Raw genomic sequence first — 15703 nt, forward strand, 5'->3', positions numbered from 1 at the left:
TACGGTTACTTGCCGAGCTTCAACTGCGACATCAGGTCGACACCCTTCAACAGGTCGAGGGCGCGGGAGAGCTGGTAATCATTTTTACCCGTTTCATCGGGTTTGGTGACAGGATGCAGTTCTTTTTTCTGCTCTTTTGCCGGCTCCTTGCCAGGCGTTTCAAAGTGGTTCTCCAGGTCCTTCTCCCTGATCTCCTTGTCCTTCTTCGGTTCACTCACCTTGGGTTTCATGGCGCTGACGACAATATCCGGGGTGATCCCCTTTGCCTGGATGGAGCGGCCATTGGGGGTGTAATACTTTGCCGTGGTCAGCTTGAGGCCATCGCCGCCTCTCAAGGGAAGAATGTTTTGCACCGAGCCTTTGCCGAAACTCTGGGTTCCCATGATGATGGCCCTTTTGTGGTCCTGGAGGGCGCCGGCGACTATTTCCGAGGCGCTGGCGCTGCCGCCGTTGATCAGCACGACAATCGGGTAGTGGGGCTCTTTTTCCCCGACGAAGGCGGTCCAGCTCTTCTTTGCAGACGGTTCGCGTCCTTCTGTGTAGACGATGAGCCCGTTACTGAGTCCTTCGCCGATGAAACGGTCAGCCACGCTGAAGGCCTGGTCCACGAGCCCGCCGGGATTATAGCGCAGGTCGAGGACTAACCCGTGCAGGTTGCCGCCGTTTTCAGCCCTCAGCTTCTTGAGTGCGTTGGCAAAATCTTCTCCGGTCCTGGCCTGGAATTCGGCAATGCCGATATAGCCGTAACCTGGCTCCAGGGTCCTGGCTTTGAGGCTCTTGGTCTTGATGATATCCCGAATCAGAGGGAAGGTCAGGGGCGTTGACGATCCGTTCCGCAGAATGGTGAGCGTCACTTTCGTTCCCTTTTCGCCACGCATAAGGCTGACGGCCTTGGAGATGTTCATTTCTTTGGTGAATTTGTCGTCGATCTTCAAGATATGGTCGCCCGGTTTGATGCCGGCTTTGAAGGCCGGTGTATCGTCGATGGGGGAAACGACCGTCAGCTTGCCGTCGACGATATTGATCTCGATCCCCAACCCTCCGAAAGAGCCGGACATGTGGACCTGCATCTCCTTGAAGGAGTCTGCGGCCATGAATTCGCTGTGGGGGTCGAGGGATGCTAGCATGCCTTTTACCGCACTCTGCATCAGCTTTTTGCTGTCGACCTCCTCCACGTAGTTACTTTTTACCAGGGTAATCACTTCCTTGAGCAAGCGGATATAGTCCTGGTCATCCTTGCGCATGACGTTGTTCCTGGTGTAAAGAGCCGCAAAGATCGACAATGACAGCAGGATGACAATGACTGCAAGCGTGAGGATGGTCTTTTTAGTGATGCTCATCGGGGAGCGCCTCCGAAATGTGGGAATAAAAGGATGTTGCCTTATGCAACGGGGGAATGGAATGGTTCTCAACCGTGCGTTTCTTACTGTAAATTTAGGCCGTCGAATTGTCAACTTCAAACCGGCGTCTGGTCCTGAATGTAGTTTCACACTCTTTTTACTCAACTGTCACATAACTGCGAGGTTACAGCGGTATCATCTCGAAAAGGAAAAAATAATGTCAAAGGAGACGAGCAATGAAATTAACGCTGATGGGTGACTACTACGTCTGGTATTGCGAATGGTGCGATTCGCGGAATCTCACGTTATGGACGAGAATCGATGCGGAAAAGGTGTCGTGCGGCTGTTGTCACAGGGAGTTTGCCGTATCCGAGCAGCCAGCGGCTGAAAGGAAAGCCGGGCTCTCAAGCCTGTTTCAGGAGAATTTCCACCAGGTAAATCAGGATCTCGATCACAATCAGGATAATGATGATCCATTCCAGGCGGGCGGCCCTCTTGTCATGGCTTAAGCTGGTAAAGACCTCCGTTATGTCCATGAGAGTCTCTGCTTTGTGCTTGATTTCATTGTAGCGCTGGTTCAGTTCGAACAGGTTGGCCATGGTCAGGTACAGCCGGTCGGCTTCGATGTTCTCCCAGGTTATTTCAGGCTTGTCCAACACCATGATGTGGGCGATGGATCGATATTTGAAATTGAGAATGGATGACGCCAGCTTGGCAAGCTTCCGGTCGGTGAGGTTCAACCTCCCCTGATCCAGGAGGGTGATGAGTCCTTCCACCTCGTCGAGCACCAGGTCAAGCTGTTCTTCGATCCGTTCCAGCGCCACCGATTTGGCGATGACAAAGCAGATAATGCCGATAAAAGCAACGTCATAGGCCGGCATTACCGCGTAGTCATTGGTAATGGCGGGTTTTGTCCCACCATCGATGCGCAGCGAGTAGTCGTCACGGTATTTCAGTTTCGGGAAATCTCTGAATTCGTCGGCAGCCTTTGTCATGGCCGCGGAAAAGGTGCGAATCTCATCGACAGAACAGTTCAGAAAAACCACACCGCCAAAATAATAAAGATAAACCTGTTTCCGTTCGCTCCGCTCCATCGAAAGAAGTCTCAACCCCTCCGGATCGAGAACCATCGGCTCTTCCCAGCGAAATTTCCTGGTAATGCCAAGGGATGCGGCAAGCCGGTTCAGATCCAGTTCCCCACCCAGCGCGTATGCGGCAAATTCGTGTCGTTCCATGTCTCGGCTCCTTTTTTAATCATATCCCATTCGCACAGTCGATGCAAAGTTAACGAGCCGGTTTTGATTTACATCAAGGGCTATATTTATTGACTTCGGTAAGCTGCTTTATGGATGGAGGGGAATAGAGTGGGTGATATGGTCCTGGAAAAACGGAAGGAGAAAAAACGGACAGGATTTAAGAAGCTTGCCGTCAGAGCGGGAATCGGCATCGGCGCCATTGCCAATGTCTGCTACCTGTATGCGAACCATGCCCGTCAGGGAATTCAGGGGGGCATGTCGCCCCCCGACCCGGTCTGGGCGCAGTTTGTCAACGTGGCGCTGATCTTCTTTGCAGCCATCTATACGGCAAATTTGCTTGGTAAGGGTCTTGAGCGGGTGCTGCCGGCCGGCAGAAAAGTTGAAAAGTCTGATAAGAGAAGCGAAATTTCCCGGCGATAGGAAGGGACGCACAAGTCCGTGTTATGGCTAGGCGCAATCTTCCCGCCAGAGACAGTTTCCCTGTCCACACTCCATGGCCTTGCCGCTGGCAAAGCATTCTTCATTCCCTTCCGTGTTCTGGATTGTTTTGATGAGCTCGGTTTTTTTCATTTTTCCGGTCTTGATTCCATGTTGCTTCGCGATTTCCTTGATGTCTTCCACTTTCATGATTTCCTCCGGCAGATTGATGTCCGTATTTTTTTGTCACAGCAGTTTCTAATTTTATCAGGAAGATTATCAGTCGCAACCTTGCAAGGGCGATTTCCTCCAAAATAATTCGTTCTGCTCACTAAACCGGCACAGCCGGAACCAAAAAATTTTATTTCACGCACCAAAAGTAGGCGCTTTTAAGCGACGACGCAGCGACGCAACGAAAGGCTTTTAAATAAATTATTGGTTCATGGTTTTAAAACGTCGCGTGAGTCATGTCTTGCTTTAACATTTTGCTCACATATTGTAACGACTCAAGTAGGACCCAAAGGGCCTAAAGGGCGGCGCTTGCTCCGGCCAATCGTCACACAGCATTAACACGATCACAACGCCCATTTAACAATGTTTTTGTAACATAGCTACAAATAGTCGTTCCCCTTTAAAAAATACGATGGAGGAACCCTTGCATCATAACCATAGCCAATTCCCGGGACGACATAACTCTGTTGCCGGGGAAGAGGCGGAATTACCGGCCGCCATTCTTGCCCGCCTTGGTATACATCAGGGCCTCTCCCACGATCTCCTCGAATCATTGCCGTTTTCGTCCCATGACACAACAGCCGGTTCCGAAACCGAATTGCAGGCGGTGGTAGCCGGCTGGCGACATGATGTGGACCTGCCGCTCGTCATCGAACAATCCAACTATTACGCCAACATTCTCAAACGGGCGGCTGCCGGTGAAACACCGAGACGTCTGGCCGGCGACCTGGAACGCTTTATCAGCGACAACAGGGAGAGGGTCTGGGAAAACAGCTGGGTGAGGTTTCCGCGCCGGGTCCTTTCACCCTATGCCGGCCGGGTGTTCGACGCTGATCTCCTGGCTGACAAGGGGAATCCGGGCGGCGGAAGACGCAGTGATGCGCCTCGTTTCATCTTTCACGATAATGAGGGGGAGGAGTATCTCCGTGTACCGATCAGCTACCTGATCAAGCTGGCCCTGGCTGACCTGCTCGGCTCGCAGCATGATCTGCCCGGGGCGGTGCAACTGACCGGCCGGCGGCTTATGAACCACTACCTCAACGACAACACGTCGCCGGAGACATTCTCGTTTTATGTGGTGCCGCTCCGCCCCGAAACCGGCATGGGGCGGGAAATAGCCCGCGAGACGGCCAAGCGCTTTCTCGTGACCCAGCTGCTGGTCATGTACGCAAACGAAAGCTTCGAACTCACGGCGCGCGGGCAGAGGGCGATGATTTACTTCGCCCCCCATCCACCACTCAGGCAGAAAGAGCTCAACGACATCGTCTCCGATGCCTTCTATCGGGAGCTGTTCATGAGCCCGTGCTTGTCAGGCTGGCAGAAGGGAGAAGAAAAGTACCGCTACATGCAGCTTTGCCACCAGGTTCTCTCCCGCAGCCAATTGAATGGCGTGGCAAAATTGCGGGAAGCGGGGATCATCACCAACAACCTGGTGGTGTTGCCATCCGTTTCAAATGTGAGCCTGGCCAACAACGGCACCCATCTGAGCCTCGGCAGCCGCATATTGAGCCGTGCCCTCAAAGATGAGGCATCTGGCTTCAACGCGACCCACGAAAAGCATCTCGGCGACCTGACAATCAAGATGGTCGAGCATTTCCTGCCGCTCTTCGTCGGAACCTATAGTGCAGCGCCTTACCGGCTGGGCTATACGGATTTCCATCCGGAGCGGGCGCTCGGATTCCTCGCCCATGAATTGGATTATACCCATTTGCGCATGATCTGGCGGCGCTGGAAGAAAAAAGCGAGCCTGTCGGTATTCGGCCGGCCGCTCACCCCCTTCGGCCCGAAGTGGCTCGACCGGATGCTGAGCGGCATGTTTGCGCTGAAGGGAGATTTTGTCCCCGATTTCCGCTTGGTGGATTACCTGGTATGTCTTCTCAGCACCGATCAGAGCCCGGCGCTGGATGGCACACCCGGCAATACCGACCGGCTGCGGAAGGACCTGGCCGATTTAGGGGTGTTCGACAGCCAGATGTCGGTCTATCTCCTCTATAAGCTGCGGGAATCCGCGACCATGGGGTTTTCCGGTTTCGAGGGACGTCATTACAGCCAGTTTGCCGACCTGGAGGAGGATCTGGGGCGGGCAGCCGACCTGCAAACCCTGCTTAACGCCCTGGCGTTCAAGTATATGGCGGACGGCAGGCTCAACCACGCGTTGATCCCCGATGACCCGACGGTGGAGAGCGAGCGGCGGCAGATCTTTTTCGGTGCGGCTGTCGGCATCCCTACCTTTTATGTGCACCGGCAAAGCAACAACCATTTCCTGAAGCGTATCCTGGCGCGTACCCGGAATATCCGTCAAAGCCGCCGCTATCCCAATTACCTGCGGGTCCAGAACCTGGAATACCGTCGGGCATTGATTCTGTTGCTGCAAGAGGACGCAGCTGACTTGATCGAGTCGCTCCGTCTCGGGGAGACCATCCGTGACCTGCAGGCGAGGATTGAGGCTCCCGACGAGTGTTCCACCATGGGGAAGCTGACCAGCGGCATTCTTGCCGAGGCCGGTGCAGCCGGCCCCATGGCCATGGGAGCCGGTGATTTCAACCGGGCTGCCGAACGATATTACCGGGAAACCTTGCGCAGGCGCCATATGGAAGAGGCATTCCATTTTCTGGAAGAAGATTTCCGGCGGCTTGACCGGCACCGGTCAAATACGGAACTACCGGGGGTGGCAGCGCTTCGTGTTACGGCACGGGATCAATCCACGTCCGATTTCCTGAAGCTTGTGAAACGCGATGTGCTCAATGAATCCGCCTCGCTGGAGACCCTGCGAAAACTGACCAACCTGGTTTTGCTCTCCATTTATCACGACAGGGCCGATGCCGATGCCCTGCTGGAAGAAAGTCTACCCAATGAAAACCATTCAGCACCAGTATATAGAGCGGGATAGCGGTACGGTCCGTACCGAACGACTCTTCGGCGACCGACTCATCAGGTTCCTCTACAACAGCGTCAGGGAGAATGCCCCGCTGCTTTTCCGGGCGCTCACGAGTTCATGGAACTCCAGCCTGCTCGGATTCATGAACTACGATCTCTCTCTTGGCGGGCGAATTGACCGAAACGGCAGCTTTTTAAGGGAATGCGGCGTCGATCTGACCGAGTGCCTGGACAGCCCGGAGTCTCTGAACACGCCACGCAAGGTGTTCGAACGCAAGATCCGTTACCGGGATTGCCGCCCCATGCCGGATGACCCCGACGCTGTTGTCTCGCCTGCCGATGCACGAGTGATTGTCGGCTCGTTTCGAGAGACTTCCGGCCTGTTCATCAAAGAGAAATTCTTTTCCTATGCCGAGTTTTTCGGCCATGACAAGCGGGAATGGCTGGAACGGTTCAGGGACGGCGACTTTGCGGTTTTCCGCCTGACTCCCGACAAGTATCACTACAACCATACCCCCGTCTCCGGTCAAGTTCTGGACATTTATGAACTGACCGGTGATTACCATTCATGCAACCCGGCGGCAGTGGTGACGGTCGTCACCCCCTATTCGAAGAACAAGAGGGTGGTAACCGTCATTGACACCGATGTGCCGGGCGGAACCCGGGTCGGCCTGGTGGCCATGGTCGAGGTGGTGGCCCTGATGATCGGTGAAATCGTCCAGTGTTACAGCGATGACGAGTATCGGACGCCGCGGCCGGTTATGCCCGGTCTGTTTCTGTACAAAGGTTTTCCAAAGAGCCTCTACCGCCCCGGCAGCAGCACCGATGTGCTGATTTTTCAGAAAGAGCGGATCGAGTTTGCCGCCGACATCGTGCAAAATATGTCCCACCCCACTGCCGTGAGCCGTTTTTCCTCCGGTTTCGGCAGGCCTCTGGTGGAAACGGATGTCAGGGTTCGCTCCCTGATTGCCAAGGCAGTAAAAACACTATAACCACAAACTTCAGGAGCCGAACCATGAATGAAGAGTTGTTTATTATTGTCCTGCTGGTCCTTTCCGTCCTGTTGTTTCGCTGGGGGGGGAAGACCCTGCCCGGTGAACGCTGGCAGATCTTTGCGACGGTTCCCGCTGACAGTCATGGAGATGGTCGTTGGGCCGGGATAAACTTTACCTGGTACGGTTTGCTGACCGCAAACGCTTACGTGGTTGCAGTTGCCATGGTTTTAATCCTCTTGGGGGCCGTAGGAGTGCCCATATCCGGCATTCTTGTCATGGTTGCAGCCCTGCTGGTTTTCTGCGTGCCCGCTTCCAGGCTGGTAGCCTGGCTGGTGGAAAAGAAGGCGCACACCTTCACCGTCGGTGGGGCAGTTTTTGTCGGGATGCTGATCGCCCCGTGGGTCGTGGTGGCGACCAACCGTAGCGCGGGAGCATTCCTGGGCTACCATGTTCCGGTTATGGCGGCGCTGGCAGCCATTTCCATTGCCTATGCATTCGGCGAAGGACTGGGACGGCTGGCATGCATCAGTTTCGGTTGCTGTTACGGTAAACCGTTATCCGCTTGCCATCCCCTTCTGCAAAGGGTTTTCCGCCGCTACAGTGTCATCTTTACCGGCAAGACCAAGAAAATAGCCTATGCCGGCGGCATGGAGGGCGTGAAGGTGCTGCCGGTTCAGGCGCTCACGTACATCATCTATGTGGGAACGGGTCTGTTCGCCACCATGCTGTTTCTCAAAACACACTTTACCGGCGCATTCGTTGCGGCAACGACGGTAACCCAAGGGTGGCGCATACTGTCGGAACTGCTGCGCAACGATTACCGCGGCACAGGTAAAATATCCGCCTACCAGGTGATGGGAGGCATTGCAATCGTCTATGCCTGGGGCGTTGCCCTTGTATTCAAAGGCACGCCGGCGCCGGTCATGGATTTCACGGCAGGGATCGGCTCCCTCTGGAATCCACTCGTGATCATCACCCTTCAATTGCTTTGGTTCACCATCTTTCTCTACACCGGCCGCAGCATGGTAACCGGCGCGACTATTTCCTTTCATGTCCACCAGGACAGGATCTGATCCCTATTCGGTTCCGGCTTTGCCGGCTCAGGTCAATAGCCTACCTGAATAGCACTAATCTTCCGCAGCAGTTACCCTCCCTTTGAGAAAGGGGGGCAAGGGGGGATTTTCCCGGCTGCAATGAAAGGCAAATCCCCCTAAATCCCCCTTTCATAACGGGGGACTTGGTCTTTCGGAAGATTGGTACTAATCGGCAAAGCTTATGCTCCTGATCGTCTCTTCAACCATAGTTACCACATGGGATGGGAGCGGCACATAAAGCTGAAGATATGCCATCTTCTGGCCGTAACGGATGCTCCAGTTCAGAAATTCAACCAGCTTTTTCCCTTTTGCCGGGTCTCGCTGGTGCTGATGGACAAGTAGCCAGGTAAATCCCGCCATGGGATAACTGTCCCTCCCCGGTTGATTAACCAGGGATGCCCGGTAATCGGCAGGAATGGATGCAACGGTCTGGGCGACCGCTGCGCTGATCGTTTTCAGGTCGGGAAGCACGAATCTTCCGCTTCTGTTTCTGATGGCGGCATAAGCGAGGTTTTCTTCACTGGCGTAGATGAGTTCCGAATAGCCGATTGAATAAACATGCTTTTTAACCTCTACGGTTACGCCTGCGTTACCTTCACGACCATACCCCACCGGCCAGCTGACCGTCGTCCCCCGGCCGACCAGCCTGGCCCAGCTGGAACTGACTGCACTCAGATATTCGGTGAAGATGCTCGTAGTGCCGCTCCCGTCGGAACGATGCACAACAGCGATCTCCTTGTCGGGTAGCCTGAGGTTCTTGTTGAGCACCGCGATTCGTGGATCATTCCAGCGCACTATCCTGCCGAGAAAAATGTCGGCGACAACATCCGGGGTTAGTTTCAGCCCCTTGCCGATGCCGGGAATGTTGTAGGTAATCGCAACTGCACCAATAACCGTCGGTATGTGAAGAATCTTTTCCGGCACGGATTTAAGCTGTTCGTCGGACAGAAACTTGTCGGTTGCACTGAAATCGAGAGTGCCGGCCAGCATCTGCCTGACACCGCTTCCACTGCCGATGGGCTGGTAGTTGAATGTCACGGAAGGGTCGACCCGGGCGTACTCCTTGAACCAGGTGGCATAGAGGGGATAGGGAAAGGTAGCGCCTGCGCCGGTAATGATTGTTTGCCCCGGGACAGCCAATGCCGGCGCTGAAAGAACAAACAAAACGATCAGCAGGATATACCAATTATTTCGCATGTTTACTTTTCCTTTCGCACTGACTTTGTGTTTATATAGTAGCATATCATTTTTGATATTAATTTTACTTTGTCAGACAACTATCAGCCACAGTTTTAACCCCTCCCAGCCTCCCCTTTAGGCCCGTTGTTTGGGAAAATTAAATTGCCGGAGCAGCCATATCCTCGCGAATATGGCCGTTCCGGCAACGAAGTCAGCCCATGCATTAATCCTATAAAAAGCATTTTAGCCACGAATTTTCACGAATATACAAGCTTTTGTGAAGCAGAAGACACTCACCAGATCGGTGACTAGATTTAACAATGGGTTAAAAACATTCGTTTTTATTCGTGTCATTCGGTACGCCAGGCCAAGCCTGGCTGATCTATCTGACTGAAAAGTGTCAGACATGTAAATTGCTCGTTCACCATGTAGTCGCGGTCTGTCACGAGAGGGTAACCAAACGTGGGGAGTAAGACCGGTTCTTTGTAAGAAAAGAGCGAAGGGTACGATAACTACCCTGACGACGAAGACGCGAGCCCAGCGCAAGCGAACCCGTTTCGGCCTCGTTACACGTAGTTGACAGTGGCCAACCTTCCGAATGTGGTGAAGCCTGCCACCCACCGGTGATAAACGAGCGAAAGAACCGGTGGGACTGTCCGGGGTGATTGGGGAGGGCGCGTGTCGAAAGATCAGCCGAGGAACCTGGGAGGTCCGACGTAATTCCCAAAGCGAAAGGGTTTCGCCGAAGGGAGAACGCCGACGGGGAATCAATAACCCGCCAAGCGTGTACGGTCGGAATTCGGAGCGGCCCATAGTAGCCGGGAAGCGGGGTAATGCCCGTGGAGCCAAGGGGCCGTACTTCAGTCATGTTTACACGGAAAGAGAGGAGACCCGCTTGAGCGACAGACGCTCCATAACGGAATGGATGGCCGAAGGATTCGAACCTGAACCCGGACTGCCGGTAAAAGTCTCCCTTCTGCGGTGGAAACTGAGCAGCAAGGCCAAACGAGAACCGCAGTTCCGGTTCTATGCCCTTTACGACCGAATCCATCGTCGTGATGTACTTGAAACGGCGTGGTTGCGAGTAAAGGTGAACAAGGGCGCGCCGGGAGTCGATGGTGTCAGCATTGAATCCATCGAGGTGCGGGCAGACGGAATATCCGGCTATCTTGACGAAATTCAAGAAAGCCTGAGAACCAAAAACTACAAACCATCCCCGGTGCGTCGCGTCTACATCACCAAGCCCAACGGCAAACTGCGCCCGCTCGGCATACCGTGCGTGCGGGACAGAATTGTACAGGCAGCCGTACTCCTTATCCTCGAACCGATATTTGAGGTGGACTTTCTCGACTGCTCCCATGGATTTCGTCCCAAAAGGCGTCCCCATGGAGCCCTCGACCAAGTCGGTAATAACCTCCAACTCGGACGGCAGGAAGTGTATGACGCGGATCTTTCGAGCTACTTTGACAGCATCCCCCACGAGCACCTGATAGTAGAACTTGAGCGGCGCATAGCCGACCGGAGTGTCCTCAAACTGATCCGGCAATGGCTTCACAGTCCGGTAGTAGAAGAAGACGGCAGCATCAGCCGTCCCAAACAAGGGACGCCACAAGGCGGGGTAATATCTCCCCTTCTTGCCAACATCTACCTTCACCGGCTCGACCGGGCCTTTCACGAAGAAGCAGACAGCCCCTACCACTTCGCCAGAGCGCGCATGGTACGGTTTGCCGACGACTTCGTAGTAATGGCCAGACACATGGGCAATCGCATAACCGGATGGCTGGAAGAGAAACTCGAAACAGACCTTGGACTCAGCATCAACCGTGACAAAACCGGTATTGTCAGAATGAACAAGAAAGAGAGCCTGAACTTTCTGGGATTCACCCTCCGCTATGACCGTGACCTGCGGGGCAGAGATTGGGATTATCTCAACATCATGCCGAGTAAGAAGGCCATAGGAGCACTCAAGGGAAAAATCCGGGAGAAGACCCGAAGCGGATACAAAAAGCCGCTTGTCGAAGCAATTGCCGAGGTAAACAGCATCCTTCGCGGATGGGGCAACTACTTCGACTACGGGTATCCCCGGAAAGTATTTCGAGACGTGAATCATTACACGAGGACTCGCTTTCGAATATTTCTGAACAATCGGAGCCAAAGGCGGAGCAAACCCTTCAGGGCAGGTGAAAGCCTGTATGCCGGACTTAAGCGATATGGTCTGGTTTACCTGTAACAGCAAAGCCACAACTCCTCAATAATGCCGTGCAGCAAGAGGCTGATAGGTAAGCCGTATGCGGGAAATCCGCACGTACGGTTTGACGAGGGGGAGCTGGTTAAGGCAACTATGGTAAGGCTACTTAGGCACCGCCAAACGAAAGGGGCGGAAACGGACAAGCCAAACCTAATGATGTAGTAACCTGCTTCCTACTCTACTGGCTGACTGCCGTTTTGGGGTTAATAGGTAATGCTGCTGATGGTTTTTCCCACCATGTCGGCCAGTTTCTCGTGGAGCGGCGTATAGAAGAGCGTTGATGTCATTTTTTCAGCCTTTCTCAACTCCCAATTGAGAAACTCAACCAGTTTCTTCCCCTTTACCGGATCCTTCTGCTGCTGATAGACAAGAAGCCAGGTGAAACCGACGATAGGATAAGCCTCTTTCCCCGACTGATTGACGAGAGATATGCGGTAATCATCCGTAATCCGATTCACCGCATCGACCGTTGCAGCCCGCACCGAACGCATGGTCGGGTTGACGAATCGGCCGCTTTTGTTTTTCAGAGCAGCGGCAGGAAGATTGTTCACCATTGTATAGGCATTTTCCACATAACCAATGGTAAAGGGTACGGTCTTGATCTGATTCACTATCTCGCCACTCCCTTTGCCGCCAATGCCGACCGGCCACTCAACGGTGGTTCCTTTGCCGATTTTCCGAGCCCATTCGCCACTCACGCCGGAAAGATAATCGGTAAAGATATTGGTCGTCCCACTGCCGTCAGAACGATGAACTACGATGATGCCCTTATCGGGAAGATGCAGCTTTTTATTGACGGAAGCGAGACGCGGATCATTCCAGCGGGTGATTTTGCCCAGAAAAATATCGCTCAGGATATCCGGTGTAAGCTTCAGCCCTGAACCTGCACCAGGCAGATTGTAGGTTATCGCCACTGCCCCCATCACCGTCGGTATCTGGAGGAGTTTGCCGGGTGCAGCTTTCAATTCCTCGTCGGTGAGAAATTTGTCTGAAGCACCGAAATCGATTGACTGAGCCATGATTTGCTTAATGCCGCCACCGCTGCCGACAGCTTCATAGCTGAAGAAAACCTCAGGGTCAACCACGGCGTAATCCCTGAACCATTTACTGTAGAGCGGATATGGAAACGTCGCACCGGCGCCTTTCAGGACAGTTTCTGCAAAAGCCTGCCCCGTCGTTGCAGCCATTACCAGCAAAACCAGTACAAAAATACGTTTACAAATCGTTTTGACCATCAATCTCTCCTTTTTCCCGATACTACTCTTGAATGTTATTTAATTCTAAAAACGGCAGTTACTCACGTCTATGGAGTGGCGGACGGCCTGGCCAGCAGATACCCCTGACAGAGCGTCACGCCGATGTCTCGAAGGTAGTCCAATTCCTCCTCGCGCTCGACCCCTTCGGCAATGACCTTTGCCCCGATCTTGCCGCAGAAGGTGACGAGCGCTTCGACGAGGGCCTGCCTGGTGGATGAGGCGTCGATGTCGCAGATGAGGAACCGGGCGAGTTTTACATAGTCGGGTTCCATCCGGGCGAGCATTTTCAGGCCGGCATAACCGGAACCCAGGTCGTCGATGGCGATGGAATAACCTTGTTCCCGATAGTAGGAGAGGACCCGGTTGAACAGCTCGTAATCCTCGATCAGTGTTCGTTCCGTCAGCTCAAAAGTGATGCTGGAGCGCTGGATCCCCAGTTCGTCCAGCAATGCGGCGGTAACTCCCCTTTTATGGTCGTTTGCCTGGAGGAGACTCGGGCAGACATTGAGGAAGAGCCGCCCGGAAATTCCCAGCTCTTTGGCCCTGATGAGCGCCTTTCTGCGGCATAGCCTCTCCAGGGGGAAGGTGAGGCCGTATTCGCCCGATTTTGCGAAGAGCAGCTCCGGGTCGGCGAGGTGGCTCGGCCTGCTGACGCGGCTCAATGCTTCATAACCGTAGACGGAGCCGTCACACAGGGAGATAATCGGCTGGAAGAGGGGGGTAATCAAACCGTTGGCGATGATTTCCTCTATTTCACGCCGGTCTGCGCTCTGCTGCACAACAGGCGATGCAGAGGCGCTGAAAAGCTCCTGGAAGGCCCTGAAAAGGGCGTTGTCGGCATTTTCTTCGTCGCGGTTGGAGAGGAAGACCCCGTCGAGCCTGAACAAGGCATCGACCGTTTCCGTGTTGTAAAATGTTTTTCTTTTTATATGGCTGAGAGAGAAATAACTGCGGAGTTCCCGGCGGATTACTTCAATATCCTCGTGGAAATGTTGTTCGCAGTAGTCGCCGCTGGGTACGAGGAGCAGAAAGTATTCGCCGTCGGCAGCCTTGTAACCGCCTTCAATGCGCCCTGTGAGCCGTTTATCCATCATCCTGATGAAAAGGGCGATGGCTTTGCCGGCAGTTTCCATGCCATGGCCACTGTTGGCAAAGTTGAGCGCCACTATGCCTGCGTGCCCCGAACTCTTCAGGTGTTCCTTGAATTTCAAAAACAGGTAGCTGCAGTCGCTGAAAGAATCTTCCAATCTCGGAATGCGGCGCCGATAGACGGTGGTTGACTGCTGCGGTATAAGTGGTAAAGCTGTCACCTGCACCTCCATGCTTTTTCCGGTGAACGTCAGTCGTTGAGGAGCGCGGCCAGATATTCTCCGTAATGTCCCACGTTGGCTGCATGGTAGGAATCCCGTAACGCCTTCAGTTTGGCTATCTGCTGGTCCATTTCTGAAAAATCCAAGAGAGAAAATTCCAAGCATGTCAGTTTCATAATCATTCTCCTTCACGATTTTCGACTGTTATACCTTGGCAGGGGTTGCCAACAGGAATATTCCGGTCATTTTGAAGAGCATGGTGTTCATGGGGGTAAGGCCGACAAGTTCGATATCGGCCTTTTTCTCCTCCCTGATGGCCTTGAAACAGCGGAGAAGAAGAGCGATCCCCATTGAATTGATTCTGCCGGTCTTGCTGAAGTCGATGGTGACCTTCGGCTGCTTGACTTTTGCCGGAAGTTCTTTCAGCTGTTTTTCCGCCTGGGCGTCGATGTTGCCGTTCAGCGCGAAGTAATCGTATTGTGGAAAACGGTCAGGAACGATGTGTAATAGTGCATCCATTGATTTTCTCCTTTTCGGTAGTAGTGATGTGGAAGCCGCGCGGCGCTTCAGGCGGGAAGGGTGATGATACACGCAAATGCCCACCAACGACGGTCTGATTTCCCGGGGTTATGTTCACATGAAACTGGTCGAGAAATCGCCAGATGATGAACAGGCCACGCCCGCCGATGTCATCCGGCAGCCCGATGCTGTTCTGGTTCCTGGCCAGATATTCCATGATCATGTCTGGCGCGAGGCTTCCCCAGTTGTCCGCCATTTCCATGGCAAGGGTTTCGCCGTCAAAGGCAAAACTAAAGACGATCTTCTCACCGGGGAGGAGCGACCTCTGCTCCCCTTTTCTGAATATCTTGTTGCCGTCGGCCCCTTTGGGCGCCCCATAGAAAGCGTTTTCCAGCATTTCGTCCGCCAGTAGCGCCCCTTTCTGCCGAAGCAGTTCATGTTCGGCCGTTTCACCTTGAACCATGCTTTCTATCGTACCTATTACCTGCTCTTTTTCATTAGAAGACGAGAGCTGAAAAACATGGATTTGTGTGCCGTCTTTCACATATTCGGCAATCTCCCATTTTTGTTTGTTGACGAGGTTGTTTACGGCAAGCAACAGAGGCGACTGATTTCTGCACAAAGCGGCGTTTTGCGAGATGGGTTCGATAACCAGATGTCTGACTTTGTCGGTCAGGAGCCGTTCAATCTGCGGGAAGGGAGCGACGGTCGACGAGAGCACCAGAATTTCCATTCTCGGGAAATTATTCTTCAGCTCTTTGATAAGTTCCGGCATCATAGTGGGATAAAGAGCGCCGGAAACAATCGCCAGTCGCGGATTTATTCCCAATCCGCGCATGTTGTCGAGGGTAACGAGTAGAAAGCGATTGGCGATTATCCTGATGACTTCGGGAATCATGCTCAAGGAGCTGTACCAGGTATTTTCATCGTCGGCATCAGCGAACAGCGCCAGAACGGGATCGTTTAACTGCATGGTAGTCT

General features: G+C 53.6%; 14 protein-coding genes. 5 read left to right on the plus strand and 9 right to left on the minus strand.

The window, feature by feature from the left end; all coding sequences use genetic code 11:
* Positions 1–5 precede the first annotated feature (5 nt).
* Both GURA_RS07635 and GURA_RS07645 read right to left on the minus strand, forming a co-directional pair.
* A complete protein-coding gene (locus tag GURA_RS07635) occupies positions 6–1340 on the minus strand; it encodes a S41 family peptidase (protein ID WP_011938412.1) in 1335 nt (444 codons plus the stop codon).
* 404 nt (positions 1341–1744) lie between these two features.
* Entirely contained in the window at positions 1745–2575 is an 831-nt protein-coding gene (locus GURA_RS07645; protein WP_011938413.1) for an RMD1 family protein, read from the minus strand.
* Between the two features lie 129 nt (positions 2576–2704).
* On the opposite strand from GURA_RS07645, the gene GURA_RS07650 reads away from it, so the two are divergent.
* Positions 2705–3016 (plus strand): hypothetical protein, encoded by a 312-nt coding sequence (locus GURA_RS07650; protein WP_011938414.1) that lies wholly within the window; start codon positions 2705–2707, stop codon positions 3014–3016.
* Positions 3017–3043: 27 nt separating this feature from the next.
* Here the strand turns inward: GURA_RS07650 and GURA_RS07655 are convergent, their stop codons facing one another.
* Positions 3044–3223, minus strand: a complete 180-nt coding sequence (locus GURA_RS07655) for a Rho termination factor N-terminal domain-containing protein (protein WP_011938415.1) — start codon at positions 3221–3223, stop codon at positions 3044–3046.
* A 445-nt stretch (positions 3224–3668) separates the two neighbouring features.
* Here GURA_RS07655 and GURA_RS07660 point away from each other — a divergent pair, with 445 nt between their 5' ends.
* The 3 genes from GURA_RS07660 to GURA_RS07670 are packed head-to-tail and all read left to right on the plus strand — an operon-like array spanning position 3669 to position 8189.
* Positions 3669–6134, plus strand: a complete 2466-nt coding sequence (locus tag GURA_RS07660; protein ID WP_011938416.1) for a hypothetical protein — start codon at positions 3669–3671, stop codon at positions 6132–6134.
* The gene (locus tag GURA_RS07665) at positions 6097–7113 is read left to right on the plus strand and encodes a phosphatidylserine decarboxylase (protein WP_011938417.1); all 1017 of its coding nucleotides are present in this window, start codon (positions 6097–6099) and stop codon (positions 7111–7113) included. Before GURA_RS07660 ends, GURA_RS07665 begins: the two co-directional genes overlap by 38 nt.
* A gap of 23 nt (positions 7114–7136) precedes the next feature.
* Positions 7137–8189, plus strand: a complete 1053-nt coding sequence (locus tag GURA_RS07670) for a hypothetical protein (protein WP_011938418.1) — start codon at positions 7137–7139, stop codon at positions 8187–8189.
* 186 nt (positions 8190–8375) lie between these two features.
* On the opposite strand, the gene pstS (GURA_RS07675) is transcribed toward GURA_RS07670, so the two are convergent.
* The gene (gene pstS, locus GURA_RS07675) at positions 8376–9407 is read right to left on the minus strand and encodes a phosphate ABC transporter substrate-binding protein PstS (protein ID WP_011938419.1); all 1032 of its coding nucleotides are present in this window, start codon (positions 9405–9407) and stop codon (positions 8376–8378) included.
* Between the two features lie 877 nt (positions 9408–10284).
* On the opposite strand from pstS (GURA_RS07675), the gene ltrA reads away from it, so the two are divergent.
* Positions 10285–11619 carry a group II intron reverse transcriptase/maturase gene (gene ltrA / locus GURA_RS07680; RefSeq protein ID WP_232278987.1) on the plus strand — a complete coding sequence of 445 codons (1335 nt, stop codon included), beginning with the start codon at positions 10285–10287 and terminating at the stop codon, positions 11617–11619.
* 221 nt (positions 11620–11840) lie between these two features.
* Here ltrA and pstS (GURA_RS07685) read toward each other — a convergent pair whose 3' ends face one another.
* From pstS (GURA_RS07685) to GURA_RS07700, 5 genes are all read right to left on the minus strand, one after another.
* Positions 11841–12872 carry a phosphate ABC transporter substrate-binding protein PstS gene (gene pstS / locus GURA_RS07685; RefSeq protein WP_011938421.1) on the minus strand — a complete coding sequence of 344 codons (1032 nt, stop codon included), beginning with the start codon at positions 12870–12872 and terminating at the stop codon, positions 11841–11843.
* A gap of 68 nt (positions 12873–12940) precedes the next feature.
* Positions 12941–14203: an EAL domain-containing protein gene (locus GURA_RS22725; RefSeq protein ID WP_232278988.1), complete on the minus strand. Its 1263-nt coding sequence runs from the start codon at positions 14201–14203 to the stop codon at positions 12941–12943.
* A 29-nt stretch (positions 14204–14232) separates the two neighbouring features.
* Entirely contained in the window at positions 14233–14379 is a 147-nt protein-coding gene (locus tag GURA_RS24615) for a hypothetical protein (protein ID WP_198134539.1), read from the minus strand.
* Positions 14380–14407: 28 nt separating this feature from the next.
* Complete coding sequence (locus GURA_RS07695) at positions 14408–14722, minus strand: STAS domain-containing protein (RefSeq protein ID WP_011938423.1); 315 nt, start codon at positions 14720–14722, stop codon at positions 14408–14410.
* A complete protein-coding gene (locus GURA_RS07700; protein WP_011938424.1) occupies positions 14694–15695 on the minus strand; it encodes an ATP-binding protein in 1002 nt (333 codons plus the stop codon). The genes GURA_RS07695 and GURA_RS07700 overlap by 29 nt, the downstream gene beginning before the upstream one ends.
* Positions 15696–15703 lie beyond the last annotated feature (8 nt).

Origin of the sequence: Geotalea uraniireducens Rf4, assembly GCF_000016745.1 — a bacterium.
GTDB classification, from domain to species: Bacteria; Desulfobacterota; Desulfuromonadia; order Geobacterales; family Geobacteraceae; genus Geotalea; species Geotalea uraniireducens.